A 25627-nucleotide genomic window follows, 5' to 3' on the forward strand; every position below is an offset into this window, starting at 1 on the left:
GCCGCATGAGCGAGAATGGTGACCATGCCACCACTCGTCTCGATCGTGATTCCGGCGTACAACAACGCCGACTACCTGGGAGAAACGCTCGACTCCGTGCTCAACCAGACCTACCGCGACCTCGAGGTGATCGTCGCCGACCATGCCTCGACCGACGCCACATGGGACGTCATGCAGCGGTATGTCGATGATCCTCGAGTCACGCTGCTCCGGACCGAGGCCGGCGGCGGTGCGCTCGCCAACTGGAATCGGGTCAGCCAAGCGGCAACGGGCATCTATCTGAAGCTCGTGTGCGGCGATGATCTCATCGCCCGTGACATCGTCGCCAAGCAGGTGGCTGCTCTCGAGACGAACCCGACGACGGTGCTCGCTGCATCGCCACGTGACATCGTCGACGCTGACGGAAAGCCGTTCATCACGAAACGGGGACTCGCCGGGCTGAGGGGAGTGCACTCTGGCACTGAAGCAGTCCGACGCACAGTACGCAGCGGCACCAACATCTTCGGCGAGCCCGCCTGTGTGACGATGCGCCGCGACGTGCTCGAACGAACGGGCTGGTGGGACTCCCGCTTTCCGTATCTCATCGACGAAGCGACGTACGTGCGCGTTCTCCTCCAAGGCGATTTCGTTGGAGTCGACCAGTCTCTCGCGGCGTTCCGCGTGTCTTCGAGCCAGTGGAGCGTACGGCTCGTCCGCGATCAGGCGCGGCAGACCATCGGCTTCCACGACTGGCTCGCCGAAGAGCACCCGGCGGTCGTCCGCAGCAGCGACCGGCGATACGGAAACCTGCGCGCGCGTGCCATGGCCCGTGCGCGGCAGCTCACCTACGCGTATCTCGGTCGCCGCATGAGACGATCGAACCTCGAATCGACAACGGATGCCGCGTGACCGGCGTGAAGCCAGATGACGGAGCCCCTGTGGTAAATTCACCTCTCGTGAGCGGCAGCGATGACAACGGCGGCCGGTTCCCGCACACAGTCTCTGTGGTCGTACCGGTCTATCAGGGTGAGAAGACACTCGCAGCGCTGATCGCCGAGATCGATCCCCTCACGCACATGCAGACCACTGCTGACGGCTACAGCTTCGTGGTTGACGAGGTGCTGTTCGTGTATGACAACGGGCCTGATGCGTCCGACCGCGTCATCCGTGAGCTGGAGCAGCGCTACCCGTACGCTCGCGGCATCTGGCTGAGCCGCAACTTCGGTCAGCATGCGGCGACACTCGCCGGTATGGCTTCCGCGGGTTCCGACTGGATCATCACTCTCGACGAGGATGGCCAGCACGACCCCGCCGAAATGGCCGGCCTTCTCGACACTGCCATGCGCGAACATGCGTCGGTGGTTTACGCCAAGCCGACGAACGAGGCTCCCCACGGTGTCGTGCGCAATAGCGCCTCTCGACTCGCGAAACGGATCCTCGAACGGTTCACCGGTACGACCGGCGCCAGCGACTACCAGAGCTTCCGGCTCGTTCTCGGCAGCATCGGCCGGAGCGTTGCCGCGTATGCGGGATCCGGTGTGTATCTCGATGTCGCGCTGGGGTGGGTTGCCGGTCGCATCGTGACGTCGCCGGTGAAGCTGCGCGACGAAGGTGACCGACGCTCCGGCTACTCACCACGGCGTTTGTTCGGCCACTTCCTTCGCATGGTGCTCACGAGTGGTACCAGGGGGCTTCGCCTCGTCGGGCTCCTCGGCATCCTCGTCGCCGCCATCGGCGTGGTCGTCGCCATCATCGTGCTCGTCCAGCGCCTCGTGGGTGACATCGCGATCGAGGGTTGGTCCTCGACCATGATCGTGATCCTGCTGAGCTCCGGAGCGATCCTGTTCTCCTTGGGCATCATCGCCGAGTACATCGGTATCAACGTCAACATGGCGATGGGTCGCCCCCCATATCTGATCACTTCGGACCCCGCCAACGGTCCGCTCGGCCGCGGTCCGCAACGCTCCCGATGACCTCGACCTGGATCGTCGGCGCCGGCGGCCTGCTCGGCCGCGCTGTCGCGACAGCGGTCGATCGCCGCGAGGGCTGGCATCGCGTCGCCATCGAGCCTTTGCCGTGGGGTGATGAATCGGCGTTTCCCGACATGGCACGCCGGGGCATCCGTCGCCTGCTGCAGGATCGCGGCCCGGATGAACCGTGGGCCGTGCTCTGGGTCGCAGGCGCCGCAGTCACTGCGACCCCGCAACCCGAGCTCGACGGCGAACTCGATCAGTTCCGACGCTTCCTCGATATCGTCGGCGCAGAAGCGACGGCGGCGAAGGCCTCGACGAGCGGAGCGGTCTTCTACGCGTCGTCCGCGGGCGGCGTGTACTCAGGCTCGGTGCATCCGCCGTTCGTCGAGACGAGTGCGACCGCCCCGATCTCACCGTATGGTCGATTCAAGCTCGCCGCCGAGCGCGCGCTCGAGACGTTCACCGCCGACTACGGGGTAGCCGGACTCTCGGGTCGCATCGCAAATCTCTACGGCCCCGGGCAGCGACTCGACAAGATGCAGGGCCTCATCTCTCACCTGGCACGCGCGCAGATCTCCCCCGCAACGGTCTCGATCTACGTTTCGCTCGACACGATGCGCGACTATATCTACGTCGAGGACTGCGCCGAGCTCATCCTCGACGCAGTCGACCGGCTTCGCGCCTCACAACTCCCATACGCGGTGAAGAACCTCGCCTCCGGACGGGCGGTGACCATCGCCGACCTCATCGGACAGTTCCGGATCATCCTCAAGCGTCCTCCGCAGGTCCTCCTCGGCACGTCGGCCGCGGCAGCGCTGCAATCACACGATCTGAGGATCGGGTCAGTGTTCTGGCCGGAGCTCGATGCGCGAACGATGACTCCGCTCGTCGTCGGTATCCGGGCGACGATCGACGACATCCTGCTCGGCGTGCAGCGAGGTCGCCCTATGCCCGCCCCAGCAGCCGCATGAGGTAAGCGCCGTACCCGCTCTTCACGAGCGGTTCGGCCAACGACTGCAGCTGCGCGTCGTCGATCCAACCGGCTCGCCACGCGATCTCCTCGATGCAACCGATCTTGAAGCCCTGTCGCTCCTCGATGACACGCACGTAGTCGCTCGCCTGCATCATCGACTCGAACGTTCCGGTGTCGAGCCACGCCGTGCCGCGGTCGAGGACTTGGACACTGAGCGTGCCTTGCTGCAGGTAGCGTTCGTTGATCGAACTGATCTCGAGCTCGCCTCGTGCGCTCGGCTCGATCGACTTCGCGATCCGGACGACCTCGTTATCGTAGAAGTAGAGTCCCGGAACGGCGTAGTTGCTCTTCGGATCAGTCGGTTTCTCTTCGATGGAGACTGCGGTGAACTCGTCATCGAACTCGACGACGCCGTAGGAACGCGGGTTGGACACGTGGTAGGCGAAGATTCGTGCACCGTCGACTGTCGAGTTCGAGCGCAGTGCAGTGCCAAGCCCTGCACCGTGGAAGATGTTGTCACCGAGCACGAGTGCAACCGGCTCTTCACCGATGAACTCCTCGCCGATGATGAACGCCTGCGCCAAGCCGTCTGGCGACGGTTGCACGGCGTATTCGATGCGAATGCCGAGCTGCGATCCGTCGCCGAGCAACGCCGCGAACTGGTCGCGGTACTCGGGCGTCGTGATGACCAGGATCTCGTCGATACCAGCCATCATGAGCGTCGATAGCGGGTAGTAGATCATCGGCTTATCGAAGATCGGCATCAGCTGCTTCGAGATGCCCTTGGTAATCGGCCAGAGCCTTGTGCCTGAGCCGCCGGCCAGGATGATTCCGCGCATCGCGTCAGCCTACCCTGTGATCGAGTGAGGTGTAGTGGGCGCGGGCCGCCTGCCAGGTGGGAAGGATGCCGCGCTCCGCCGCCTCGGCGAGAGTCGGAGCCTCGTCATCCTTCGGCGAGAGCAACGGAGCATCGATGCCCGGGGGGAACCGCAAGCCCAGCTCGGGATCGAGTGGGTTGATGCCGCGCTCGCGGTCGGGACGATAGACATCCGATACGAGGTAGGTGACCGTGGCGTCGTCAGTGAGTGCGAGAAACGCGTGGCCGAGACCCTCGCCGAGATAGACCGCCCGACGATCAGTCGAATCGAGCAACACGGAGTCCCATTCGCCGAAGGTGGGCGACCCGACCCGGACATCGACAACGAAGTCGAGCACCGCACCCGCAACCGCCGTCACGTACTTCGCCTGTCCCGGCGGAGTATCGGCGAAATGCACACCGCGCAACGTGCCTCGGCGCGACACTGAGAGGTTTCCCTGGCGAAGATCGAGAGCGTGGCCGACCGCGCGTTCGAGATGATCGAACCGATACCACTCGAGGAACAGCCCGCGGTCGTCCTCGAACGACTTCGGAGTGATTTCATAGCTGTCGGGGATGTTCAGCTCGCGGATCTGCACGACGAGAAGCTTACCAAGCTGCGTCACCGGTAGAATTCCGGGGTCACCCAGCTATAGGACGGTACCCACCTCTATGAAGATCCTCGTCACCGGCGGCGCCGGGTTCATCGGCTCCAACTTCGTGCGCCACGTGCTCGCGGAGTCCGACCACACGGTAACCGTGCTCGACAAGCTCACCTACGCCGGCAATCGCGCTTCGCTCGATGGACTGCCCGAAGACCGATTCAGCTTCGTGCGCGGCGACATCGCCGACGCCGACCTCGTTGACGGGCTCTTCTCCGCCCACGACGCGGTGGTGCACTTCGCCGCCGAGAGTCACAACGACAACTCGCTCGACGACCCTCGGCCGTTCCTCGAGACGAACATCATCGGCACGTACACCCTCCTCGAAGCGGCGCGGCGCCACGATACCCGATTCCACCACATCTCCACCGATGAGGTGTACGGGGACCTCGAGCTCGATGATCCCGCGAGATTCACGGAGCAGACGCCGTACAACCCGTCGAGTCCGTACTCCTCGACCAAGGCTGGGAGCGACCTGCTCGTACGCGCCTGGGTTCGGTCGTTCGGAGTGCAGGCGACGATCTCGAATTGCTCCAACAACTACGGCCCGTACCAGCACGTCGAGAAGTTCATTCCGCGGCAGATCACCAACGTGCTGCGTGGAGCACGGCCGAAGCTCTACGGCAGCGGCGAGAACGTACGCGACTGGATCCACGCCGATGATCACTCCTCGGCTGTGCTGAGGATTCTCGAACGCGGCCGCCTCGGCGAGACCTACCTGATCGGGGCTGACGGCGAGAGGAACAACAAGGACGTCGTCGAGCTCATCCTTCAAGGTCTCGGCCAGCCGGCCGACGCCTACGACCTCGTCACCGACCGACCGGGGCACGACCTGCGATACGCGATCGACTCCTCGAAGCTCCGTCGCGAACTCGGCTGGTCGCCGCGGTTCGCGGACTTCGCCGCGGGCCTCTCCGACACCATCGCCTGGTACCGCGACAACGAGGCGTGGTGGGCGCCGCAGAAGGACGCGACCGAGGCCCGCTACCTCGAACAGGGCCAGTAGGCACGAGGCGATGCGATACCTCATCACCGGCGCCACCGGCATGCTCGGCCACGATCTCCAGCACGCGCTGCGAGACCGTGAGGTCGTGTCCCTCGGCCGGACGGACCTCGACATCCGCGACGAAGCGGCGGTGGACGCGGCCTGCGCCGGTGTCGACGTCATCATCAACACCGCGGCGTACACTCGCGTCGACGAGGCGGAATCGAACGAGGACGCCGCGTACGCCGTGAACGCGGTCGGCGCCAGGAACCTGGCCGCCGCCGCCGCGCGCTCGGGGGCCAGGATGGTGCAGCTCTCGACCGACTACGTCTTCGACGGGTCGGCGTCGACACCCTATCCGGAGGACGCAGCACGCGCGCCCATCTCCGCGTACGGCCGCACGAAGGCAGCAGGCGAAGCATTCGTGCAGGATCTCCTGCCGGACCGCGGCTTCATCGTCCGCACCGCATGGCTCTACGGAGCACATGGTCCGAACTTCGCGCGCACCATGCTTTCTCTCGCAGGGTCCCGTGAGACGTGGGCCGTGGTCGACGACCAGCTTGGACAGCCGACGTGGACCCGCGACCTCGCGACGAAGATCGTCGAGCTGATGGATGCGGCCGCCCCCGCCGGCATCTACCATGGCACGAATGCCGGCCAGGCGACGTGGTTCGAGTTCGCCCGAGCGGTCCTCGAGGCCGCCGGTTTCGATCCCGACCGGATCACCAGAACCGACAGCACCGCCTTCGTCCGACCGGCACCACGGCCCGCCAGTTCGGTGCTCGGACACGAATCGTGGACGGCGGCAGGTATCGAGCCGATGAGGCCGTGGCGGGCTGCGCTCGAGGATGCCGCGCGCCACGGCGTCCTGCGGCCGGTTTGAGACTTGGCGCCGCACAGACCGGAGCGATACCTTAGCGCGAACCCGCGAACCCGCGAACCCGCGCACGCCGAGTGGCGACCAGTCGCCGGAGACAGGAGTGGGATCGGTGAAGCGGCGCGTGGCGATGCGAGCGACGAGCGGCTACGGTCTCTCGGTCGTGATCAGCGGGATCGTGAGCATCGCCGTCATCCCCGCCGTCATCATCGCGGCCGGAGAGGCGGCGTGGACGACGATCGCCGTCGCCCAGGCGGTCGCCGGTTTCGCTTTCGTCGTCGCGGTCTTCGGCTGGGGCGTGACCGGCCCGACAGATGTCGCAGCAATGCCGGTGGCAGAGCGCGGCGGCTTCTTCTTCGACTCACTTCTCAGCCGGACCTGGTTGACCGTGCTCGTCGTACCGATCGCCGTGGTGCTCGCGATCTCCCTCTCGGATGGCGATCCGTGGCTTGCAGGTCTCACCGTCTCGAGCGGAATCCTCGTGGCGCTCGGTGCAGGCTGGTTCTTCGTCGGTGAGAAGAGCCCGATCCGGTTCCTCTTGCTCGACACGCTCCCCCGTATCGCCGGCACGATGATCGGCGCCGTCGCACTCGTCGCAACCGGCGATGCGCGGCTGTTCGCGGGACTGCAGCTGGCGGGCGTACTCGCCGCGGCCGCGGCGAGCAGCGTCGACATCCTGCGACGGTACGACGGGTGGTCCTTCACCATCTCACCGGTGCGAGCGGTTTCGAATCTCTCGGGCCAGGGTGCTCCCGTCACGATGGCCGTGACGACGTCGTTGTACGTGAACGTGCCGATCGTGCTCGTGCAGCTCATCATCCCGAGCGCGACCGCCGTCTACGCGCTCGCCGAGCGGATCGTGCGCCTCGCGCTCTATTCGACGAGGCCCGTGGTGCAGGTCGCACAGGGCTACGTGCCGAACGCCGATCGTGCGGAGACCGTCGCGCGAGCCCGTCGCGTCATCCTCCTCGCGCTGAGTCTCGGCATACTCGGCGGTTGGGCGTATGCGCTGCTCGCGCCGTGGATGGGCGCGCTCCTGTCGGGCGGCACCATCGCGATCGCCTCCGCACTCGCCATCGCGATGGGCGTGAACCTCGCGGCGCTCCTGGCGTCGCAGCTCACGGGATTCGCCTGCCTGACCGCGCTCGACCTGGCTCGCGTGCTCGCCCGCAGCACGATCGTCGGAGCGGTGGTGGGCATCGTGCTCATGCTCCCGTTCACCATCTGGTTCGGCGTCGTCGGCCTCGCGTGGGGTCTCGCCATCTCGGAGGTGAGCGTGCTCGCAGTGCAGCTGCTCGCGCTCCGATCGGCAACGTCGGCGCAGCGACACGTCACCGCCTGAGGAGATCGCGCTCCAACACGTCGCGCGCGAGCCGCCCGTCGTGCACGGCGCCGACGAATGCCGGACCGTCGGCTGCGACCGCGCGGAAGCAGTCCCGGTGCACGAGGATGTCGCGGAGCGTCCGCTCGAGGTCTCGAGCACGGGTCTCGACGATCGGGAGCGCGCCGCGGCCGAGTGACGCGACGTGATCCCGGACCTGAGTGCTGACATGCGAGACGACGAGCCTCCCTGCCGCCATCGCCTCGCCGGCCGCCACCCCGTAGTTGCCGATCGCGAACTGATCGAGCACGATGTCCGCGGCGCCGTAGACCGCCGGCATCTCCGCCGACCGCAGGTTCTCCCGACGTTCGTAGGTGACCAGCCCCTCATCGTGCAGCCGCCGCATCGTCGCTTCGATGAGGTCGGAACCCTTCAGCCCGGCACGGCTCGGCACATGCACCACCACGGGGCGTTCGCGCACGAGCGGAGGACCGGAGTTCAGCCCGAACCACGACGGCGGGATGACGAGGGGCAGCCAGGAGGCCTCCGGCACGTCGATCAGCAGGTCGGGCGTCGAGACGAAGACGGGCGCGCCGACGTCGCTCAGCAACGATCGGTTCGCGGACGCGTACTCCTCGAGCAACGCCGTGTCGCCGTAGGCAGGCTGACCGCCGGGGCGCGAGGTGAACGGCGAGTCCGGCTCGAGCTCCGCGTGGCGGCTCGGAAGCCGGATATCGGAACCGTGGCAGAGCATCGCGATCTCGACGCCTCGAGCGCGAAGTGCACGGACCTCGGCGAGGACCGTGGCGCAGGTGTCGGATGGATCGCCGGCGAACAGCGTTCCGAACAGCGGCCGCTGCGCCTCGACGATCACGTGGCTGAACCCGCCGGACACCGCGCGGAACTGGCCCCGCTGCCACCGCTTCGAATACGCGTAGACGGCGGCGGGGACCTCGTAGTCCGCTGGGAACGCGAATCCGCCCGCAGCCCGGAGGACCATGTTCCGGGCGCCGACGTCTGCGATGGCCTCGGCGGCGCGGGCCCAGGATGTCGCCGCCCCGGCGTAGTTCGCGGGCGCGATGTAGAGCCGGCGTCCGCCCTGCGGCGCCACGATGGGTGCGGGCACGTCGCGTCGCGAGAATCCGAACGCACGCGGCAGCAATCGGACCTGGACGGACCGGGGCATCCGATCGAAGAGGCGCCCTGCGGCGCGACGCACGGCCGACATCCGGATCAGACCTTCGCGGACGGCGTCCCGATGACGATACGGGGCACGCCGGACCAGAGGGCGGCATCCGTCACCGCCCTGCCGTCGACGAGCAGCTTCACGGCGGGCAGCGCCGCGGGCGCGAGGTCACGATACTCGGGGTGATCGGTCTGCACGATCACCACGTCCACGTCGTCGCCGAAGGAATACGGATCGAATCCGAGGTCCCGCAGCTCGTCGTCGGTGTAGAGCGGATCGTGCACCCGCACGGCCGCGCCTCGCGAACGCAGCGCGTCGACCGTCGGGAAGACTCCCGAGAACGCGGTCTCCTTCACGCCTCCGCGATAGGCGGCCCCGAGCACCACCGTGCGCAGGCCGTGGAGCGAACCGAGCAGCTCCTCCGCCCTGGCGACGAGTCGTTCCGGCATCGAGGCGTTGAACACCCGGGCAGCACGGACGATGTCGGCATCGGGATCGGTGGAGAGGTAGAGGCGCGGATAGACCGGGATGCAGTGCCCTCCGACTGCGATGCCGGGGCGATGGATGTGACTGTACGGCTGCGAGTTGCAGGCCTCGATCACCTGGTACACGTCGACGCCGTTGTCGCTGGCGAACAGGGCGAACTGGTTCGCGAGCCCGATGTTGACGTCCCGGTAGGTGGTCTCGGCGAGTTTGGCCATCTCGGCGGCCTCCGCCGAACCGAGGTCCCACACGCCGTTCGGCCGTGCGAGGTCGTCGCGGTCGTCGAACGACAGGGCGCTCTCGTAGAACGCCTTCGCACGATGTGCGCCTCCCACTGAGAGCGCCCCGATGAGTTTCGGATACCGGCGCAGATCGGAGAAGATCCGGCCCGAGAAGACACGTTCCGGCGAGAACACGAGATCGAAGTCCACGCCTTCGATGAGCCCCGACCGCGTCTCGAGCATCGGCTTCCACCGCTCGCGGGTGGTGCCGACGGGGAGGGTCGTCTCGTAGATGACCAGGGTGCCGGGGCGCAGATGCTCGGCGATCGAGGCCGTCGCGGCATCCATCCACGAGAAGTCCGGTTCCCACGTGACGTCGTCGACGACGAGCGGGACCACCACGACGACGACCTCCGCATCCGGGATCGCGTCGGCGTACCGCGTCGTCGCCCGCAGCCGGCCGCTGGAGATGGCCGCCTCGAGCTTCTCCTGCAGACCCGCCTCGCCCGGGAACGGCTCCCGCGCGGCATTGACCGAGTCGACGAGACCGGCGTTGACGTCGATGCCGACGACCTCGTGCCCCGATCCGGCGAACTGGACGGCCAGTGGGAGACCGATCTTTCCGAGGGCGGCTACCGCGATACGCATGGGTTCAATAGTAGGTCCGCGGAAACCGATGGCGGTTCCGGGTCGAATTCACCGGGCGACGGAGCGATCCGCCGACCCGAGCAGCTCCGCGATGACCCGGCCCGCGGCATTCCCGTCCCCGTAGGGCGCGGCGTCGGTGCGGGCGGGCCGTGGACGGGCGACGGCGGCCGCGATCTCCTCCGCCGAATCGGCGAGCACGTTCCAGCCGAGTTGCACCGTCTCGACCCACTCCGTCTCGCGGCGGACGGTCGTGCACGACACTCGGAGCAGGAACGCCTCCTTCTGCAGTCCGCCGGAATCGGTGACGATCCCCGCGCTCGACATCGCGGCGGCGATGAGCTCGGGATACGACAGCGGCGCATGCGCGACGAGGGAACCGCTGGTCAGCACGATCCCGTGCGCTGCCGCCCGGGCGATCAGCCGCGGATGCGCGAGCAGCACCACCGGTCGATCCAGGCCCGAGAGCCCCTCGACGACCTCGGCGAGGCGCACGGGGTCATCGGTGTTCTCGGCCCGGTGGATCGTCGCGAGGTAGTACCCGCCCGCCTCGAGCCCGAGCTCGCCCAGCAACGACGAGACCGCGCCCGCGTTCCGGTCGCGAACCTCGAAGAGTACGTCGGTCATGACGTCGCCGACCATGACCGTGCGGTCGGCGAGGCCTTCGGCGGTGAGGTGATCGACGGCGACGAGGGTCGGTGCGAGCAGCAGATCGGCTGCGTGGTCGGTCATCACCCGATTGAGCTCCTCGGGCATCCGCCGGTTGAAGCTCCGGAGCCCGGCCTCGAGATGCGCGACGGGCACGTGCAGCTTCACCGCGCTGAGCGCCGCCGCGAGCGTGGAGTTCGTGTCTCCGTAGACGAGGACCCAGTCCGGCCGGTGCTCGTCGAAGACGGCATCGAGTGCCGCGAGCATGGCACCCGTCTGCACGCCGTGCGAGCCGCTGCCGACGCCGAGGTGCACGTCGGGATCGTCGATGCCGAGGTCGGCGAAGAAGACATCGGAGAGCATGGGGTCGTAGTGCTGCCCCGTGTGCACGATGACATGCTCGATTCCCGCGGCCACGGCCGCCTTGTGGATGGGAGCGAGCTTGACGAACTGCGGACGTGCGCCGACGACGCTGACCAGCTTCATCGCGCCGCCCCCCGTCGCCGCACGGATCGTCGGCGCGATCGATCGTCGGGTTCGCTCCCGACGATGGATCGGATCGCCTCATCCCAGACCGCGACCTGGGTCTCGGCCGCGAGTTCGACCGCTGCAGAGTCCGAAGCCGACTTGAAAGCGTCGACCTGGTCCACGGTCAGCGAGTCGAGTGCGTCGACGATCGCCGATTCCTCGAACGACCCCGTCACCACGCCGAGGCCGCGCTCGCGGACGAGCCGCGCCATCTCCGCCGACGGGCCCACGACGACCGCGAGTCGTGCCTGGACGAAGTCGAAGAACTTGTTCGGCAGCGCCAGGGCGTTGTTCTCGCTCGTCGGAGGCAGCACGTGGATGCCGACATCGTACTGATGGAGCGTCTCGACGAGCACTGCTTGGGAGACCGGCTCGTGGATGGAGATCCGCTGACCGAGTGACTCGGCGAGGTCCACCAGGTAGGCCCGATCAGCGGTGCCGTTGTGCGTGAGGTAGAGGTCGAGGGTCATCTCCGCCGGGACGGCGGCGACCGCCCGCATGATCTCGGCGAGCCCCCGTTCCCGGAAGGGGTTGCCGCTGTGCACGATCCTGATCGGACGACTCGTCGGAGCGACGTCCAGCTCCCGGTACGGCGGAGCATTGGTCACGACGCCCGGGTTCAAGCCGAACTCCCGATATCGCTTCGCGATCTCCCACCCGACGGTGGTCGAGGAACGCGCCTTCGCGGCGTGCACCCTCGTCAGCCACTTCCAGTACCGCACCTGCCGTCGTCCGGAGGCGTTGTCCGCCACCGGCAGTCCGGGGAAGAACTCGTGGAGATCGGCGTGCACACGGCGAGCCCCGACGATGCGGTTCGCCACCCCGACCGTTCCCGCGTCGTTCGCGATCGCCGCATCGAAGGAACGACCCTCGAGCCGTTCCGCGGTCTGCTGCACGAGCTCCCCGTGTCGATAGGTCCAGGAGAACCACTCGCGTTCCCGGGCGATGTCGTCGAGGAGGTGGCCGACGCGACCACGAGGCCGCACCGTTTCCGCATCGAGTTCGACGTGCACGACGTCGGGGTGCGGCTGGGGGCCGGGACCGCACGTCGTCACCTCGTACTGGGGAGTCAGCAGGCGGACCTGCTTCATCACCCTCGGGTCGACGCTGATGTCCTCGTAGGAGAGGATCAGCACCCGGGGCCGTCGTCGGGAGGCCACCGCCGGCTCGGTGGCGGTACCGGCGCTCACCACGCGACGCCCAGCCCTCGCCACGCGAGGTCTCGGCCAGCGGCGCCGTGCTCGAGGACGGCCGCGGGCAGGCGGCACTCGATGGCTGCGATTCGGGCTCTCATGCCGTCGAGTTTACGGGTGGGACATCCGTGCCTGCAGTCCGCGCGGATGCCGCCGGCCGGCGCCGCGCACCCAGGGAATCCGGCCGCGGGCTTCAGTAGACTTGCCGCATGACACGCGCACGACGGGACGACCATCGGGAATGGTGAATCGGAACGACCTTCCGCGCGTCGTGAACGCCGCGATCGATGCGATCGCAGATGCGCCGATGAGTGCGATCGGCAGAATCGCGGCGCGCCGTCTGGGCAGGCCCGCCCCACGGGGCAGCGTGGCGGCGACGCGGTTCGATGACCGCCCCCGACGCGTGCTCATCGCGCCCGTCAACTATTCGGGGCAGGGCACGGCATGGGCCCGCGCGCTCGAGCGTGCGGATCCCGACCTCTCCGCACGGAACATGGCGATCGACGTTCCCGGCGGATTCTCGTTCGACGCGGACCTGGTCGTCCCCGTCGGTAGCTATCACAACGACGCCGACTGGCAGGAGCGGCAGTTCGAGGCCGCCTCCCGAGCGACCCACGTGCTCATCGAGGCCGAGGAGCCGCCGTTCGGAAGGCTTCTGGGTCGATCGGTCGGGGCGCAGGCCCGCGCGCTGATGAACCGCGGCGTGAATGTCGCATACCTCGCGCATGGCACCGACGTCCGACTGCCCTCACGGCACATGGCGGCGAACAGCTCGTCGTACTACGCCGATCCGTCGATCTACGTCCCCCGGGCCGAAGCACTCGCCGCTCGGAACATCGCGTTGGTCGAGGACAGCGGCCGACCGGCCTTCGTGTCCACTCCCGATCTGCTCCTCGACCTGCCCGGCGCGACCTGGTGCCCGGTCGTCGTCGACCTGCGACGGTGGGCCGTCGACCGCGTGCCCCGTGCCCAGGGCACGCCGCTCCGCGTCGCGCACGCCCCATCTGTGGCGGCGGCGAAGGGCACCGCGCTCATCATGCCGGCACTCGAGCGCCTCGAGGCCGAGGGAGTCATCCGCCTCGACCTGATCAGCGGCGTCCCCTCCGCGGAGATGCCGCCGGCCTTCGCGGCAGCCGACGTCGTGCTGGATCAGTTCCGCGCCGGTTCGTACGGCGTCGCCGCCTGCGAGGCGATGGCGGCCGGATGCATCGTCGTCGGCAGCGTCTCCCAGCAGGTGCGCGAAGAGGTGCGCGCGCAGACCGGGCTCGAAGTCCCCATCCTCGAGGCGTCCCCCGACACGCTCGAGCGGATGCTCCGCGATCTCGCCGCCGATCCCGACCTCGATGCCCGGCGCGCCGACATGACCGAGTTCGTCGGCGACGTCCACGACGGCCGGCGCTCGGCTCGGGCACTGCTCGAGCACTGGATCGCCCCCGCCACGCCCCATGACCGGAAGGACCGCTCCCGTGCAACCCGCAGTTGAGCGCGCTTGGAAGCTCGTACCCAAACCCGTGCAGGACGCCATCGCCTCCGGCGTGGATCGCGCCCGCGGCGTTACGCCGCCACCACCGCCGCGGCCCGACATGAGCAAGCCGCACCGCATGCTCGTCGGACCGGTGAACTACGCCGGGCAGGGATATCGGTGGTCTCGAGCGGTCGAGGAGACCGGCGAGGTCTCCGCCCGGAACTTCGTGCACACCGAGAACAACGTGCTGCAGTACGACGCCGACTACCACGTCGCCTGGCGTACCGCTGAGCACTCCCGTGCATGGCAGAAGGACATGATCGACGTCATCGCGAGCGAGTACACCCATGTGCTCATCGAGGCGTGCTTCCCGGTGCTCGGCGGCCTGTACAAGGGCGACATGCGCCGACAGGTGGCCCTGATGCAGGACGCGGACATCACCGTGGGAATCGTCGGCCACGGCACCGACGTGCGCCTCCCGTCGACGCACAAGGCGCATGAGCCGTGGTCCTTCTTCCACAACGATGTCTGGGTCTCGGCCGACCTCGTCGAAACCGTCGTCGCCGAGAACCTCGAGCTCATCGCCGATCTCGACGTGCCGACCTTCGTCTCGACCGCCGGCCTCCTGATCGACCTGCCGAAGGCGCACTTCCTCGGCGTCATCGTCGATCCGGCGAAGTGGGCGAACGACGAGCCCCTGCTCGAGCGAGACCGGATCAAGGTGGTGCACGCGCCGACGAACCCGAACGTGAAGGGGACTCTGGAGGTGGCGCCGATCGCGCGTCGTCTCCATGACGAGGGCCTCATCGAGTACGTCGAGTTGAGCGGCATCCCGAATCACGAGATGCCTCGCGTGTTCGCCGACGCCGACGTGGTCCTCGATCAGTTCCGCATCGGCGACTACGGAGTCGGGGCGTGCGAGACGATGGCCTCCGGCCGAATCGTGCTCGCACATGTGACCGATCAGGTTCGCGGCGTCGTCGAGCAGAATGCCGGCATGGCCCTGCCGATCCCCGAGACGACGATCGACACGGTCGAAGAGGTCCTCCGCGACATCGTCGCGCGACGTGACCACTATCGCGCTGTCGCCGCCCAAGGACCCGAGTTCGTCCGCCGCCTGCATAACGGCGACTTCTCGAGCGCGGTGCTCATGGAGCACTTCCTGATGGTGCGAGCGTGAGAGTCACGATCGTCTCCAGGATCTATCGCCCGGAGCCGGCCGCCGCGTCCTTCTTCCTGACCTCGGTCGCCGAAGCGCTGCTCGCCGGCGGTCATGCTGTGGACGTCATCACGGTTCGTCCGCCGGCGGGAATGGCGGTCGAATCACGCGGCGAGCGGGTGCGAACCTTCCCCGTGCTGCGAGACCGGACCGGATACGTCCGCGGGTACCTCCAGTACATGAGCTTCGACGTGCCCCTCGTCTTCCGCCTGCTGTTCACCCGCCGCCCCGCGGCCGTGTTCGTCGAACCACCCCCGACGACCGGCGTCGTCGTGCGCATCGTGTGCGCGCTCCGGAGGATCCCGTACGTCTACGACGCCGCCGACGTCTGGTCGGATGCGGCCGACATGGCGACCGGGTCGCGCACGGTCATCCGGGTCCTCCGTTCGTTCGAGCGCTTCGCCATGAACGGGGCGGCGCACCTGGTCACGATCTCGCAGGGCGTCGCGGAGCGGGTCCGCGAGCTCGGGGTCGGCCGGTCGATCACCGTGACCGGCTTCGGCGCCGACACGAGCGCCTTCTCCGTGATGGAAGCCCCCGTCCAGCGGGTCTTCGTCTATGCCGGCACGTTCTCCGCGTGGCATGGGGCCGAAGTGCTCGTCGATGCGTTCTCGGAGTTCGCGACCACTCACTCCGGATACACGCTGCGATTCGTCGGCAACGGTAGTGAACGTGCCGCCCTCGAAGCGAGGGCGCGTGAGCTCGGCATCGCGGACTCCGTGGAGTTCGCCGAGTTCGTGCCGCCCGCGGAGCTCGCGCCCCAGTTGTCTGCGGCGACGGCCAGTCTCGCCACGCTGAAGCCCGGAACCGGCTACGACTACGCGTTCACCTCGAAGGCGTATTCGTCACTCGCGTCCGGATGCCCGGTGATCTTCGCCGGCCCCGGACCGACCGCTCCGTTCCTCGAGTCCGCCAACGAGAGCGTCCGCGCGGGCGTCGCACTTCCGTACGACCCCTCGGCGATCGCCGGGGCGATGCGCGAATTCGCCGATGGCCCGCTCTCCGCAACCGAGCGGACGGCGCTCGCGTCGTGGACGGTCTCCGAGCACTCGATGGCCGCGGTCGGACGCCGGGTGGCGGCCGTCATCGAGGACGTCGTCCGCACGGGCGGTCGTTGACGTGGCGGGCATCTTCGCGGCGACCGCCGGTTGGTTGGTCCGGCATCGTTCGTCGATGCCGACATGGATCGACCGTGTGATCGAGTCGGCGGCACGGAATCCCGACGGGGTCGCGGGCCGCCTGGCGTCGCGCCTGTTGGGCGGCGGTCGCACCGGCCCCGTCACCGAGGTGCCCGACGCCCCCGTCCGCGTCTACATCGCGCCGACCAACTACTCCGGTCAGGGATACCGGTGGGCGAGGGCGCTCGAATCCGCGGATCCGCGCATCGGCGCACGAAACATGGCCGTCGAGTTGCCGGGCGGCTTCTCCTTCACCGCGGACACCCTGGTCCCGGTCGCGGTGGTCAATTCCTCGGCCGAATGGCAGTCGGCGGAATGGGCGGCCGCGCAGTCGTACTCGCACGTGCTCATCGAAGCGGAACGACCGATCTTCGGGTCGAAGTTCGGTCGCGACGTGGCCCGTGAAATCGCCGCGTTCGAGTCGAACGATGTTTCCGTGGCCTACCTCTGCCACGGCACCGACATCCGCAACCCCGATCGGCATTCAACCCTGACTCCGTGGTCCATGTATCCCGAGGATCCGCGCACCGATGTGCTGCGCGCAGATGCCGAGGCGAATCTCGCACTCCTCAGCACCCTCAGGCGACCCACGTTCGTCTCGACACCCGACCTGCTGCTCGACGTGCCGTGGGCGACGTGGTGTCCCGTCGTCGTCGATCCCGCCGCGTTCGCGAACGACGTGACCCCGTTCGCATCCGACCGGGTCCGCATCGTGCACGCCGCCAGCGCACCGTTGGTGAAGGGCAGCCACTACATCGAACCCGCCATCGACCCGCTCATCCGATCGGGCGTCGTCGAGTTCAGCCTCGTGACCGGCACCGCAGCATCCCGGATGCCCGCCGTCTTCGCCGAAGCGGACGTCGTCATCGACCAGTTCCGTGCGGGATCGTACGGCGTCGCCGCGTGCGAGGCGATGGCTGCCGGACGCGTCGTCATCGGCCATGTGCTGCCGTTCGTACGCGACCGCGTCGAGGCGGAGTTCGGCATCCCGCTGCCGATCGTCGAGGCGACACCCGACACGTTGGCCGAGACGGTGCGACGGCTGGCCGAGGATCGACCGGCGGCGCAGGCGATCGCGGCTGCGGGCGTCGACTACGTCGCCGCCGTGCACTCCGGGCCGGCGAGCGCGCGCGCGCTCATCGATCACTGGATATCGCCGAAGCTCGGTTGAGCGTTCGCATGCGAGGGCGACTCGCTACACGGCGACCCGCCGATCCGCGTCCTTCACGTCCTTCCAGCGCCGCATCCGCCGCTCGAACGGCCGCTCGATGAGGCGGTGCAGTGCCCACGCCGCAGCGAGGTCGACGGCCAGCAGCGCGACGAACCAACCGAGGTTGGTCCACGACGCGGGCTGAAAGCCGAAGATCCTGAGCGCAAGGTAGATGAACGTGGCGTGCACCAGATAGAACGCGAACGACCACTCTCCGAGCTTCACCTGGGACGCGGACTCGAAGCCGGTCCGTCTGCCGTCGACCGCACACTGCGTGATCGCGATAATCGCGAGCGCGCAGGCCACGGTGAACAGTTCGTTTCCGAACTGGGGAACCAGCGACAGCACCGGAGCGGTCGGAGCAAAGCCGGCGATCGCGACGATCGCGAGCACGACCGCCACGAGCGAGCCGACACCGACGAGCGGATGGATGCGGACACGCCATCCCGAACGGATCGCCCACGCCAGCGCCATGCCGAGGATGAACTCGGGCAGTCGGAACACGGGGATCGGGAGCGCGGCGTACCACGCACTCGGCGACGCGACGACGAGTGCACGGTACGTGAACGCCACGAGCACGATCCCGACGGCGACGCACAGCGCGATCCGACGGCCGTGCGGAACCAGGACCTTCGAGATCAGCGGATGCAGCGCATAGAAGAAGAACTCGCATGTGAGAGTCCATGCCGCCGGGTTGCCGGAGAACAGGATCGCCGGGGCCAGCCACCAGCCCTGGATCACGAGGACCGACAGGGAGAGGACCGCCGGGTCGAACGGCTTCAGGATGCTGTCGGGCGGTACGGCCGCGAACGTGTAGAAGACCGGGATCGCGAGCAGGAGCGCGACGAAATGCGACGGGTAGATCCGAGCGAACCTGCGCCAGTAGAACGTCGAGACGGGCACCCTCGGCCGAGCCGACCAGGTGAGCACGAATCCGGACAGGACGAAGAAGAACGTCACGCCGAGGTATCCCTGATTGAACACGGCGGAGATCGGCCCGGGCAGAGGGGCGAAGACCATCATGTGATACAGGAAGACCATGAACGCCGCCCACCACCGCAGACCGGTGAGCGCATCCAGTCGTGGTGTGGGCTGAGTGAGGGTGGACGTGGCCAGCGGGAGATCTTCCTGGGACGGCGTGACGGAGCCGGAGCGGCACGGGCGGTCTCAAGGATACCGTGTGGCTGCCTCGGCGCGGAGCAGCCGCCGGGTCGGCTCGATAGACTTCATCGAATGAGCGAGTACGACGTCGATGTGATCATCGCGGTCCACACGGCTTCGCGCCCCATCCACCGTGCCGTCGCCTCCGTTCTCGACCACACCGCGAGCGCCGTGCGCGTGAGCGTCGTCGCACACAACATCGACGCCGAGGTGATCCGGCCAAACCTCGCCGAGTACGCCGCCCACGATGGCGTCCGTCTGCTCTCGCTCTCCGACGGCATCCCCTCGCCCGCCGGGCCGATGAATCTCGGCCTCGACGAGGCGACCGCGCCGTACTTCGCCCTCCTGGGCTCCGATGACGAACTCGCGCCGGGCGCGATCGATGCGTGGCTCGCGACCGCTCGCGCGACCGGCGCGACGACGGTGCTCGCACGCATCGACCGGGCCGTCTCCGGCACCGACCCGTACCCGCCCGTCCGCCGCGGGCGCACGAGGGACCTCGACGCGGTGAAGGATCGTCTCGCATACCGAAGCGCACCGCTCGGACTCGTGCGTCGCGCCGAGTTCGGTGGACTCCGATTCACGCCCGGACTCCGATCCGGCGAGGATCTCGAGTTCACCGCAGCGCTCTGGTTCACCGGCGCGCGTCTCGCCTACGATCGCGGCGGCCCGGCGTACATCGCCCATGAAGACGCGGAGGACCGCGTCACCGACGCGACCGCAACCGTCGCCGACGACTTCGCCTTCCTCGATGCGATCCAGCGAGCTCCCTGGTTCGCATCGCTCAGCCGGGCCGAGCGCACTGCGTTGGGCGTCAAGACCCTCCGGGTCCACTACTTCGACGCGGTCGCCAACCGCTTGGGCGGCCCCGGCGGCATCGCTGCGCACCGTGAGGCGCTCGACCTCGTGATCACCAGGGTCGAGCGGATGGCGCCCGGCTCCGGCGCACTGCTCGCCCGCGTCGATCGCAAGATCATCGATGCGATCCGTTCTCCGGATCCCGACCCCGAACTCATCCGCTCGCTGCTCGCGGCCCGATGGCAGGGCGGGCCGCTCGGGACCTTGATGACCCGCAACCCGCTGCTCGCCCTCCACAGGCAGGCGCCGTATCGCACGCTGCGATCCATGGTCTCGAGCGGATGAATCGCCCGCCGGATGTCGGCGGGTAGCATCGAGAGGTGACCGCTCCCCTCGTCGACATCACGATTCCAGTGCACTCCGAGAGTCGGCCGATCGCCCGGGCAGTTGCGTCCATCGTCGACCACACCGCGGCTGCCGTTCGCGTCAACGTCGTTGCGCACAACATCCGGCCCGACCTGATTCGTGCGAACCTCGGCGCGTATGCGGAGTACTCGAATGTGCGCCTCCTCGAGCTGCAGGACGGCATCCGCTCCCCGGCGGGCCCGATGAACCACGGTCTCGCGCACTCAGACGGCCCGTTCATCGCCGTCATGGGGTCGGATGACGAATTGGCTCCCGGAGCCATCGACTCCTGGCTCGCCGTGCAGCACGAGACCGGGGCGTCGACCGTGCTCGCCCGGATCCAGATCACCGGCCGGGGCACCGACCCCTATCCCCCGGTGCGGATGGGTCGCCGCGTCCGACGCCTCGACGCCCGAAAGGACCGTCTCGCCTACCGCAGCGCGCCGCTCGGCCTCATCGATCGCGCCCGGCACGGCGACCTCCGCTTCACGGAGGGCCTGCCCTCGGGCGAGGACCTCGCGTATTCGGCGACGCTCTGGTTCACCGGCGTCGACATCGCCTACGACCTCCAGGGGCCGCCGTACGTCGTCCACGACGACGCCGGCGACCGCGTGACCTTCAGCGAGCGAACGGTCGCCGAGGACTTCGCGTTCCTCGATGCGATCGAGGCCATGCCCTGGTTCGACACGCTCGGCCGCTCTGATCGGAAGGCGCTCGCGGTCAAGATCCTGCGCGTCCATTTCTTCGATGCGGTATTGGCGCGCGTCAACTCACCCGCGGGGATCCAGGCGCACCGCGATGGCCTCGATGGGGTGATCGATCGTCTGGAACGCATGGCGCCCGGCGTCCTGAGCCTGCTCGCGCGGGTCGACGGCCGGGTGATCGACGAGGTGCGCTCGCCGGCGCCAGACCCCGAGCGGATCCTGGCACTCCTCGACGCCCGGTGGAATTACCGAACCCCTGGTGCGCTCATTCCCACGAATCCCCTGTCGGTCCTCCACCGGCAGGCGCCGTTCCGGACGCTCTTCGCAGGTCTTCGCGCCATGACCCGCGGCTAGCGGCCCGGTCTCTCCACGACCGGGCCGGGTCGTCCTCAGCGGTCGAGTTCGCTGGCGAGTCCGGCGAGCAGCACCTGCTCCGCGAACGACGGCAGGGTCGCTGCGACCTGACGGAACGTGCCTTCGGCGACGATGACGCCATCGTCGACGTAGCAGATCCGGTCGTAGTCCTTGATCGTCGAGAGGCGGTGCGCAACCGAGATGAGCGTCACCTCGCCTTGCAGCGCACGGATGGACTTCGTCACCTCGTCTTCGGTCTTCGTGTCGAGCGAGCTCGTCGCCTCGTCGAGCACCAGCACGAGCGGATCCGTGTAGAGCGCCCGGGCGATGCCGAGTCGTTGCTGTTGCCCGCCCGACAGCGAGACGCCTCGCTCGCCGATGCGCTCGTCGATGCCGCCGGCACGCGAGGCGATGAGCGAACCGAGCTGGGCCCGCTCCAATGCGTGCTCGACACGCTCCCGGTCGACCTCATCGCCCCACGTGAGTGCCACGTTCTGCGCGATGGTTCCGTCGAAGAGTGCGACACGCTGCGGGACGTACCCGACACGTCCGCGCCACTGGCGCAGAACGGAGCCGAGTGGCTCCCCGTCGATCGTGATCTCGCCCGAGGACGGGAGGCTGAGCCCGAGCAGGAGGTCGATCAGCGTCGACTTTCCGGCGCCTGACGGCCCGACGATTCCCAATGAGCTTCCCAGCGGAATGGTCAGCGACATCCCGCGGATCACGTCCTCGTCCGCCTTGGGATAGCGGAATCGGATGTCGTCGAGGCGGATCTCCTTCGGGCTCTCCGCGAGCACGGCGGTGTCGGCAGGGGTCTGGGAGACCTCCATGTCCTTCTCCGCGGCCGTGAGGTCGCCGATGACGTCCTTGGCCGACGGCGTGCTGGCCACGGCCTGCACGATGCCGCCCTGGATGCCCGTGATCGCGGGGATCAGCCTGAAGCCCGTCGCCGCGAACAGCGCGACCGACGACAACGCGGCCGTCATTCCACCCTGGGCGAAGGAGAATCCTCCGATGAGGATGACGCCGCCGATCAGTGCCGCCTCGAAGGCGAATCCGGGGATGATGCCGAGGAACGACCCGTTCGCGCGAGCGCGGACCGATCGATGGCGGTTGGCCCCGACGAGGTCGGCGACCTCGTTGAGACGGTTGCGGAGGCTGAGTTCCTTCAGCGCCTCCATCATCTCGGTCATGAGGATGGCCACGCGGTAGCTGAACAGGAGGTTGACCTGCGCCGCCTCCAGCGCCCGCTTCGTGACGACCTGGTGCACGACGAGCGCGACGGTCGTGAGGTACACCAGTGCGATCACCGACGTGACCGGGTCGACGAACACGAGCACGCCGAGCACGAGGACGAACGTGAAGATGGAGCTCGGAACCCGCATGAGCGGGAGGAGGAATCCCGCCATCGTGTTGGCGATGCCGCCATCGGCGATTCGCGTGATCTCGGCGACCGAGCGCTTGGAGCGCTCCTCCCAACTGGAGTTGATGTACGCCTTGAACATCCGATCGCCGATCTCCAGTTCGTACTTCGCGAACCGCCGCGTGGCGAACCAGTGAAGGATGAGCGAGAGGACGGACTTGGTGATGATCAGGATGCAGGCCGCGAGCGCGAGGGCCGGCACGATCGTGATCGGCACCTCGCCGATCAGGGGAAGCCGAAGAGGAGCACCGGTGAGCGCAGGTCCGAGGATCACGGCGAGGAGCGACATGGCCACGACGTCGAGCGCCGTGATCAAGGTCGTCGCCACCATGTACCCCATGAAGTACCGCTGGGCCCCGCTCGGAAGGAGGGGAAGGAGGTCTTTGAGGACGGGCCAGACGCGCTTCATCGTCGGCCCCGCTCGCCGTTCAGAACTTCACCGGAACGCCGCTGACCGCTGACTCCACGGCACCTTCGACGACCGCGAGGGTATGCAAGCCCTGCTCCATGGTGACCACGTCGCTCGGCAATCCGAGCACCGCGTCGCGGAACGACTCGTGCTCGAGGCGCAACGGCTCGCGCTTCGCGAACGCGTACCTGGTGATGTCGCCCTCGGAGACCCCACGGAAGGACGAGATGGTGTCCCATTCCAGCGGGATCGTGCCGTTCGCGTAGAACGTCAGGTCGCCGGTGCTGGTGTCCGCGATGAACGCGCCACGGTCTCCACTGACCACGGTGACACGTTCCTTCATCGGGCTCAGCCAGTTGACGAGGTGGTTGACGATGATGCCGTTCGCCAGTCGTCCGGTGACGGCGATCATGTCCTCGAACTCACGACCGCTCTTGTGCGCTGTCTGCGCGAACACCGTCGAATAGTCGCTCTGAGCGACCCAGCTGGTCAGGTCGATGTCATGCGACGCGAGGTCCTTCGCGACGCCGACATCCGCGATGCGGGCCGGGAACGTGCTCTGTCGTCGGGTGGCGATCTGGTAGACGTCGCCGATCTCACCGTTCTCCAGGCGTCGACGCATCTCTTGGAGTGCCGGGTTGAAGCGTTCGACATGTCCGACGGCACCGATGAGTCCCTTGGCGGCGAAGGCGTCGGTCATCCGACGACCGGCTTCGACCGAGTGCGCGATCGGCTTCTCGACGAGCGTGTGGATGCCTGCTTCCGCCAGCTTCAACGCGGCGTCCTCGTGGAAACGCGTGGGCACGGCGACGACGGCGATGTCGACGCCGACCTCGATCAGGGCCTCGATGTCGGGAAGCACCTCGAGGTCGCCGGCCACGCCGTGGGGGTCGCCGCCGGGATCGGCGATCGCGACGAGGTCGATGCCATCGACCTCGCGCAGGACGCGGGCGTGGTTGCGCCCCATCATGCCGACGCCGAGCAGTCCAGCACGAAGCGTCGTCATCACGAACCGGCCCCGGTGAGTGCGTTGACCCCGGCCACGATGCGGTCGAGATCGTCTTGCGAGAGCGACGGGTGCACGGGAAGGGAGACGACCTGCTGTGCGGCGCGCTCGGTCTCGGGCAGATCGAGTCCCGGGGCGTAGTGCGCCAGAGACGGAAGGCGGTGATTCGGGATCGGATAGTACACACCGCTGCCGATGTTGTGCTCGTTCTTGAGCGCGGCGACGAACCCGTCGCGATCCTCGGCCACTCGAATCGTGTACTGGTGGTAGACGTGCACTGCTCCCGCGGCCACCGGCGGAACGGTCACACCGCGGAGGTTCGCGTCGAGGAACGCGGCGTTCGCCTGCCGCCGAGCCGTCCAGTCCATGACCTTGGTGAGCTGCACGCGGCCGATGGCTGCATGAATGTCCGTCATACGGGCGTTGAAGCCGATGACCTCGTTCTCGTACTGACGTTCCATGCCCTGATTGCGCAGCAACTTGACGTTGCGCACCAGTTCGGGCGTGGCGCACGTGACCATTCCACCCTCACCGCTCGTCATGTTCTTGGTGGGGTACAGGCTGAACATCGCGAACGTGCCGAAGGTTCCGACCCGGCGTCCATCGAGTTCGGCTGCATGCGCCTGCGCGGCGTCCTCGAAGAGGAGGATGCCGTGCTTGTCGGCGATGGCGGCCAGCTCGGTCATGCGTGCCGGGTGGCCGTAGAGGTGCACGGGCATGATCGCCCGGGTCTTCGAAGTGATCGCGGCCTCGACGGCGACCGGGTCGAGCGAGAACTGTTCGGGTTCGATGTCGACGAACACCGGTGTGGCACCGGTCAGGGCGACGGAATTGCCGGTGGCAGCGAACGTGAACGACGGAACGATGACCTCGTCTCCGGGGCCGATCCCGGCGGCGAGCAGCCCCAAGTGAAGGCCGGAGGTGCCGGAGTTCACGGCGACCGAGGGGCGCCCCGCGACCATCACGTCAGCGAACTCCGCTTCGAACGCAGCAACCTCGGGCCCCTGGGCGACCATTCCGGAGCGCATCACCCGGTCGACTGCAGCTCGCTCATCGTCACCGATGATCGGCTTCGCCGCGGGAATGAATGTTTCATTCGACATCGTTCAACTCCATCAGTTCTCCGTTGCGCTCCGCGTAGCGGGCGCTCGTTTCGGGGCAGATCCACAGGCCGTCCGACTCGACGAGGCGCTGGCCGGATCGTCCGACCCACCCGATGCGACGAGCGGGTACACCTGCCACCAGTGCGAAGTTCGGAACGTCGCGAGTCACCACGGAACCGGCCGCGACGGTCGCCCACTCGCCGATGTGCACGGGGGCGACGCACACGGCCCGCGCGCCGATCGATGCGCCCCTCGCGATATCGACCCCGACCGGCTGCCAGTCGTGTGCGCTCTTGAGCGAACCGTCGGGGTTCACGGCACGTGGAAAGGTGTCGTTCGTGAGCACGACACCAGGACCGATGAAGACGCCGTCGGCCAGTTTCGCCGGCTCGTACACGAGCGCGTAGTTCTGCACCTTGCAGTTATCGCCGAGCTCGACCCCGGTTCCGATGTAGGCACCGCGCCCGATGACGCAGTTCACGCCCAGCACGGCGCCCTCGCGCACCTGCGCGAGATGCCAGACCGAACTCCCCTCGCCGATTTCGGCGTCGGCGGCGACATCGGCAGAGTCGACGATACGCACGCCGGGGCTTGAATTCACGGGTGCTCCTGGGGGTCGGACGATCGAGGCACTGCCGATCAGTCTAACCCGCTCTGTCAGA

The 25627-nt window shown here is 67.7% G+C and carries 23 protein-coding genes; 12 read left to right on the plus strand and 11 right to left on the minus strand.

The window, feature by feature from the left end; translation table 11 throughout:
• Nucleotides 1–24: 24 nt before the first annotated feature.
• Genes H521_RS23420 through H521_RS0113795 form a run of 3 tightly spaced genes read left to right on the plus strand, consistent with a single transcriptional unit; the run spans nucleotide 25 to nucleotide 2923 of the window.
• The gene (locus H521_RS23420) at nucleotides 25–888 is read left to right on the plus strand and encodes a glycosyltransferase family 2 protein (RefSeq protein ID WP_040424726.1); all 864 of its coding nucleotides are present in this window, start codon (nucleotides 25–27) and stop codon (nucleotides 886–888) included.
• On the plus strand, nucleotides 885–1952 hold the full coding sequence (locus H521_RS0113790; protein WP_245560995.1) for a glycosyltransferase: 1068 nt from the start codon (nucleotides 885–887) through the stop codon (nucleotides 1950–1952). The genes H521_RS23420 and H521_RS0113790 overlap by 4 nt, the downstream gene beginning before the upstream one ends.
• On the plus strand, nucleotides 1949–2923 hold the full coding sequence (locus H521_RS0113795; protein WP_022893618.1) for an NAD-dependent epimerase/dehydratase family protein: 975 nt from the start codon (nucleotides 1949–1951) through the stop codon (nucleotides 2921–2923). The genes H521_RS0113790 and H521_RS0113795 overlap by 4 nt, the downstream gene beginning before the upstream one ends.
• Here H521_RS0113795 and rfbA read toward each other — a convergent pair.
• Both rfbA and H521_RS0113805 read right to left on the minus strand, forming a co-directional pair.
• A complete protein-coding gene (rfbA, locus tag H521_RS0113800; RefSeq protein WP_022893619.1) occupies nucleotides 2898–3764 on the minus strand; it encodes a glucose-1-phosphate thymidylyltransferase RfbA in 867 nt (288 codons plus the stop codon). The two genes, H521_RS0113795 and rfbA, sit on opposite strands and share 26 nt — an antisense overlap.
• A gap of 4 nt (nucleotides 3765–3768) precedes the next feature.
• Complete coding sequence (locus tag H521_RS0113805; RefSeq protein WP_026482287.1) at nucleotides 3769–4380, minus strand: dTDP-4-dehydrorhamnose 3,5-epimerase family protein; 612 nt, start codon at nucleotides 4378–4380, stop codon at nucleotides 3769–3771.
• Between the two features lie 73 nt (nucleotides 4381–4453).
• Between H521_RS0113805 and rfbB the strand changes: the two genes are divergently transcribed.
• The 3 genes from rfbB to H521_RS0113820 all read left to right on the plus strand — a co-directional run bounded on the left by rfbB (nucleotide 4454) and on the right by H521_RS0113820 (nucleotide 7647).
• Nucleotides 4454–5449 (plus strand): dTDP-glucose 4,6-dehydratase, encoded by a 996-nt coding sequence (gene rfbB, locus H521_RS0113810; protein WP_022893621.1) that lies wholly within the window; start codon nucleotides 4454–4456, stop codon nucleotides 5447–5449.
• A gap of 10 nt (nucleotides 5450–5459) precedes the next feature.
• Nucleotides 5460–6311 (plus strand): dTDP-4-dehydrorhamnose reductase, encoded by an 852-nt coding sequence (gene rfbD, locus H521_RS0113815; RefSeq protein ID WP_022893622.1) that lies wholly within the window; start codon nucleotides 5460–5462, stop codon nucleotides 6309–6311.
• A 106-nt stretch (nucleotides 6312–6417) separates the two neighbouring features.
• Nucleotides 6418–7647 (plus strand): lipopolysaccharide biosynthesis protein, encoded by a 1230-nt coding sequence (locus H521_RS0113820; protein ID WP_156891451.1) that lies wholly within the window; start codon nucleotides 6418–6420, stop codon nucleotides 7645–7647.
• On the opposite strand, the gene H521_RS0113825 is transcribed toward H521_RS0113820, so the two are convergent.
• From H521_RS0113825 to H521_RS23425, 4 genes are all read right to left on the minus strand, one after another.
• Nucleotides 7637–8752, minus strand: coding sequence for a hypothetical protein (locus tag H521_RS0113825; RefSeq protein WP_156891452.1), 1116 nt, complete (start codon nucleotides 8750–8752; stop codon nucleotides 7637–7639). The genes H521_RS0113820 and H521_RS0113825 overlap by 11 nt on opposite strands.
• 107 nt (nucleotides 8753–8859) lie before the next feature.
• The gene (locus H521_RS0113830) at nucleotides 8860–10164 is read right to left on the minus strand and encodes a nucleotide sugar dehydrogenase (protein ID WP_022893625.1); all 1305 of its coding nucleotides are present in this window, start codon (nucleotides 10162–10164) and stop codon (nucleotides 8860–8862) included.
• A 48-nt stretch (nucleotides 10165–10212) separates the two neighbouring features.
• Nucleotides 10213–11295 (minus strand): non-hydrolyzing UDP-N-acetylglucosamine 2-epimerase, encoded by a 1083-nt coding sequence (gene wecB, locus H521_RS0113835; RefSeq protein WP_022893626.1) that lies wholly within the window; start codon nucleotides 11293–11295, stop codon nucleotides 10213–10215.
• Nucleotides 11292–12527 carry a glycosyltransferase family protein gene (locus H521_RS23425; RefSeq protein WP_156891454.1) on the minus strand — a complete coding sequence of 412 codons (1236 nt, stop codon included), beginning with the start codon at nucleotides 12525–12527 and terminating at the stop codon, nucleotides 11292–11294. Before H521_RS23425 ends, wecB begins: the two co-directional genes overlap by 4 nt.
• 244 nt (nucleotides 12528–12771) lie before the next feature.
• Between H521_RS23425 and H521_RS23430 the strand changes: the two genes are divergently transcribed.
• The 4 genes from H521_RS23430 to H521_RS0113865 all read left to right on the plus strand — a co-directional run bounded on the left by H521_RS23430 (nucleotide 12772) and on the right by H521_RS0113865 (nucleotide 17563).
• Nucleotides 12772–14013 carry a glycosyltransferase family protein gene (locus H521_RS23430; RefSeq protein WP_022893629.1) on the plus strand — a complete coding sequence of 414 codons (1242 nt, stop codon included), beginning with the start codon at nucleotides 12772–12774 and terminating at the stop codon, nucleotides 14011–14013.
• Between the two features lie 100 nt (nucleotides 14014–14113).
• On the plus strand, nucleotides 14114–15175 hold the full coding sequence (locus H521_RS0113855) for a glycosyltransferase family protein (protein ID WP_022893630.1): 1062 nt from the start codon (nucleotides 14114–14116) through the stop codon (nucleotides 15173–15175).
• On the plus strand, nucleotides 15172–16332 hold the full coding sequence (locus H521_RS0113860; protein ID WP_022893631.1) for a glycosyltransferase family 4 protein: 1161 nt from the start codon (nucleotides 15172–15174) through the stop codon (nucleotides 16330–16332). Before H521_RS0113855 ends, H521_RS0113860 begins: the two co-directional genes overlap by 4 nt.
• Before the next feature lie 55 nt (nucleotides 16333–16387).
• The gene (locus H521_RS0113865) at nucleotides 16388–17563 is read left to right on the plus strand and encodes a glycosyltransferase (RefSeq protein WP_156891455.1); all 1176 of its coding nucleotides are present in this window, start codon (nucleotides 16388–16390) and stop codon (nucleotides 17561–17563) included.
• A 24-nt stretch (nucleotides 17564–17587) separates the two neighbouring features.
• Here the strand turns inward: H521_RS0113865 and H521_RS0113870 are convergent, their stop codons facing one another.
• Nucleotides 17588–18718, minus strand: coding sequence for an acyltransferase family protein (locus H521_RS0113870; RefSeq protein WP_026482288.1), 1131 nt, complete (start codon nucleotides 18716–18718; stop codon nucleotides 17588–17590).
• Between the two features lie 117 nt (nucleotides 18719–18835).
• Here H521_RS0113870 and H521_RS25095 point away from each other — a divergent pair, with 117 nt between their 5' ends.
• Complete coding sequence (locus tag H521_RS25095) at nucleotides 18836–19906, plus strand: glycosyltransferase family A protein (protein WP_022893634.1); 1071 nt, start codon at nucleotides 18836–18838, stop codon at nucleotides 19904–19906.
• Nucleotides 19907–19941: 35 nt separating this feature from the next.
• Nucleotides 19942–21024, plus strand: coding sequence for a glycosyltransferase (locus H521_RS0113880; protein WP_022893635.1), 1083 nt, complete (start codon nucleotides 19942–19944; stop codon nucleotides 21022–21024).
• Nucleotides 21025–21059: 35 nt separating this feature from the next.
• Here the strand turns inward: H521_RS0113880 and H521_RS0113885 are convergent, their stop codons facing one another.
• Genes H521_RS0113885 through H521_RS0113900 form a run of 4 tightly spaced genes read right to left on the minus strand, consistent with a single transcriptional unit; the run spans nucleotide 21060 to nucleotide 25566 of the window.
• On the minus strand, nucleotides 21060–22856 hold the full coding sequence (locus H521_RS0113885) for an ABC transporter ATP-binding protein (protein ID WP_022893636.1): 1797 nt from the start codon (nucleotides 22854–22856) through the stop codon (nucleotides 21060–21062).
• A gap of 19 nt (nucleotides 22857–22875) precedes the next feature.
• Nucleotides 22876–23862, minus strand: a complete 987-nt coding sequence (locus H521_RS0113890; protein WP_022893637.1) for a Gfo/Idh/MocA family protein — start codon at nucleotides 23860–23862, stop codon at nucleotides 22876–22878.
• Nucleotides 23862–24965: a DegT/DnrJ/EryC1/StrS family aminotransferase gene (locus tag H521_RS0113895; protein ID WP_022893638.1), complete on the minus strand. Its 1104-nt coding sequence runs from the start codon at nucleotides 24963–24965 to the stop codon at nucleotides 23862–23864. The genes H521_RS0113890 and H521_RS0113895 overlap by 1 nt, the downstream gene beginning before the upstream one ends.
• Nucleotides 24955–25566: an acyltransferase gene (locus H521_RS0113900; protein ID WP_040424710.1), complete on the minus strand. Its 612-nt coding sequence runs from the start codon at nucleotides 25564–25566 to the stop codon at nucleotides 24955–24957. The genes H521_RS0113895 and H521_RS0113900 overlap by 11 nt, the downstream gene beginning before the upstream one ends.
• Nucleotides 25567–25627 lie beyond the last annotated feature (61 nt).

This window comes from Agromyces subbeticus DSM 16689 (genome assembly GCF_000421565.1).
GTDB lineage: Bacteria > Actinomycetota > Actinomycetes > Actinomycetales > Microbacteriaceae > Agromyces > Agromyces subbeticus.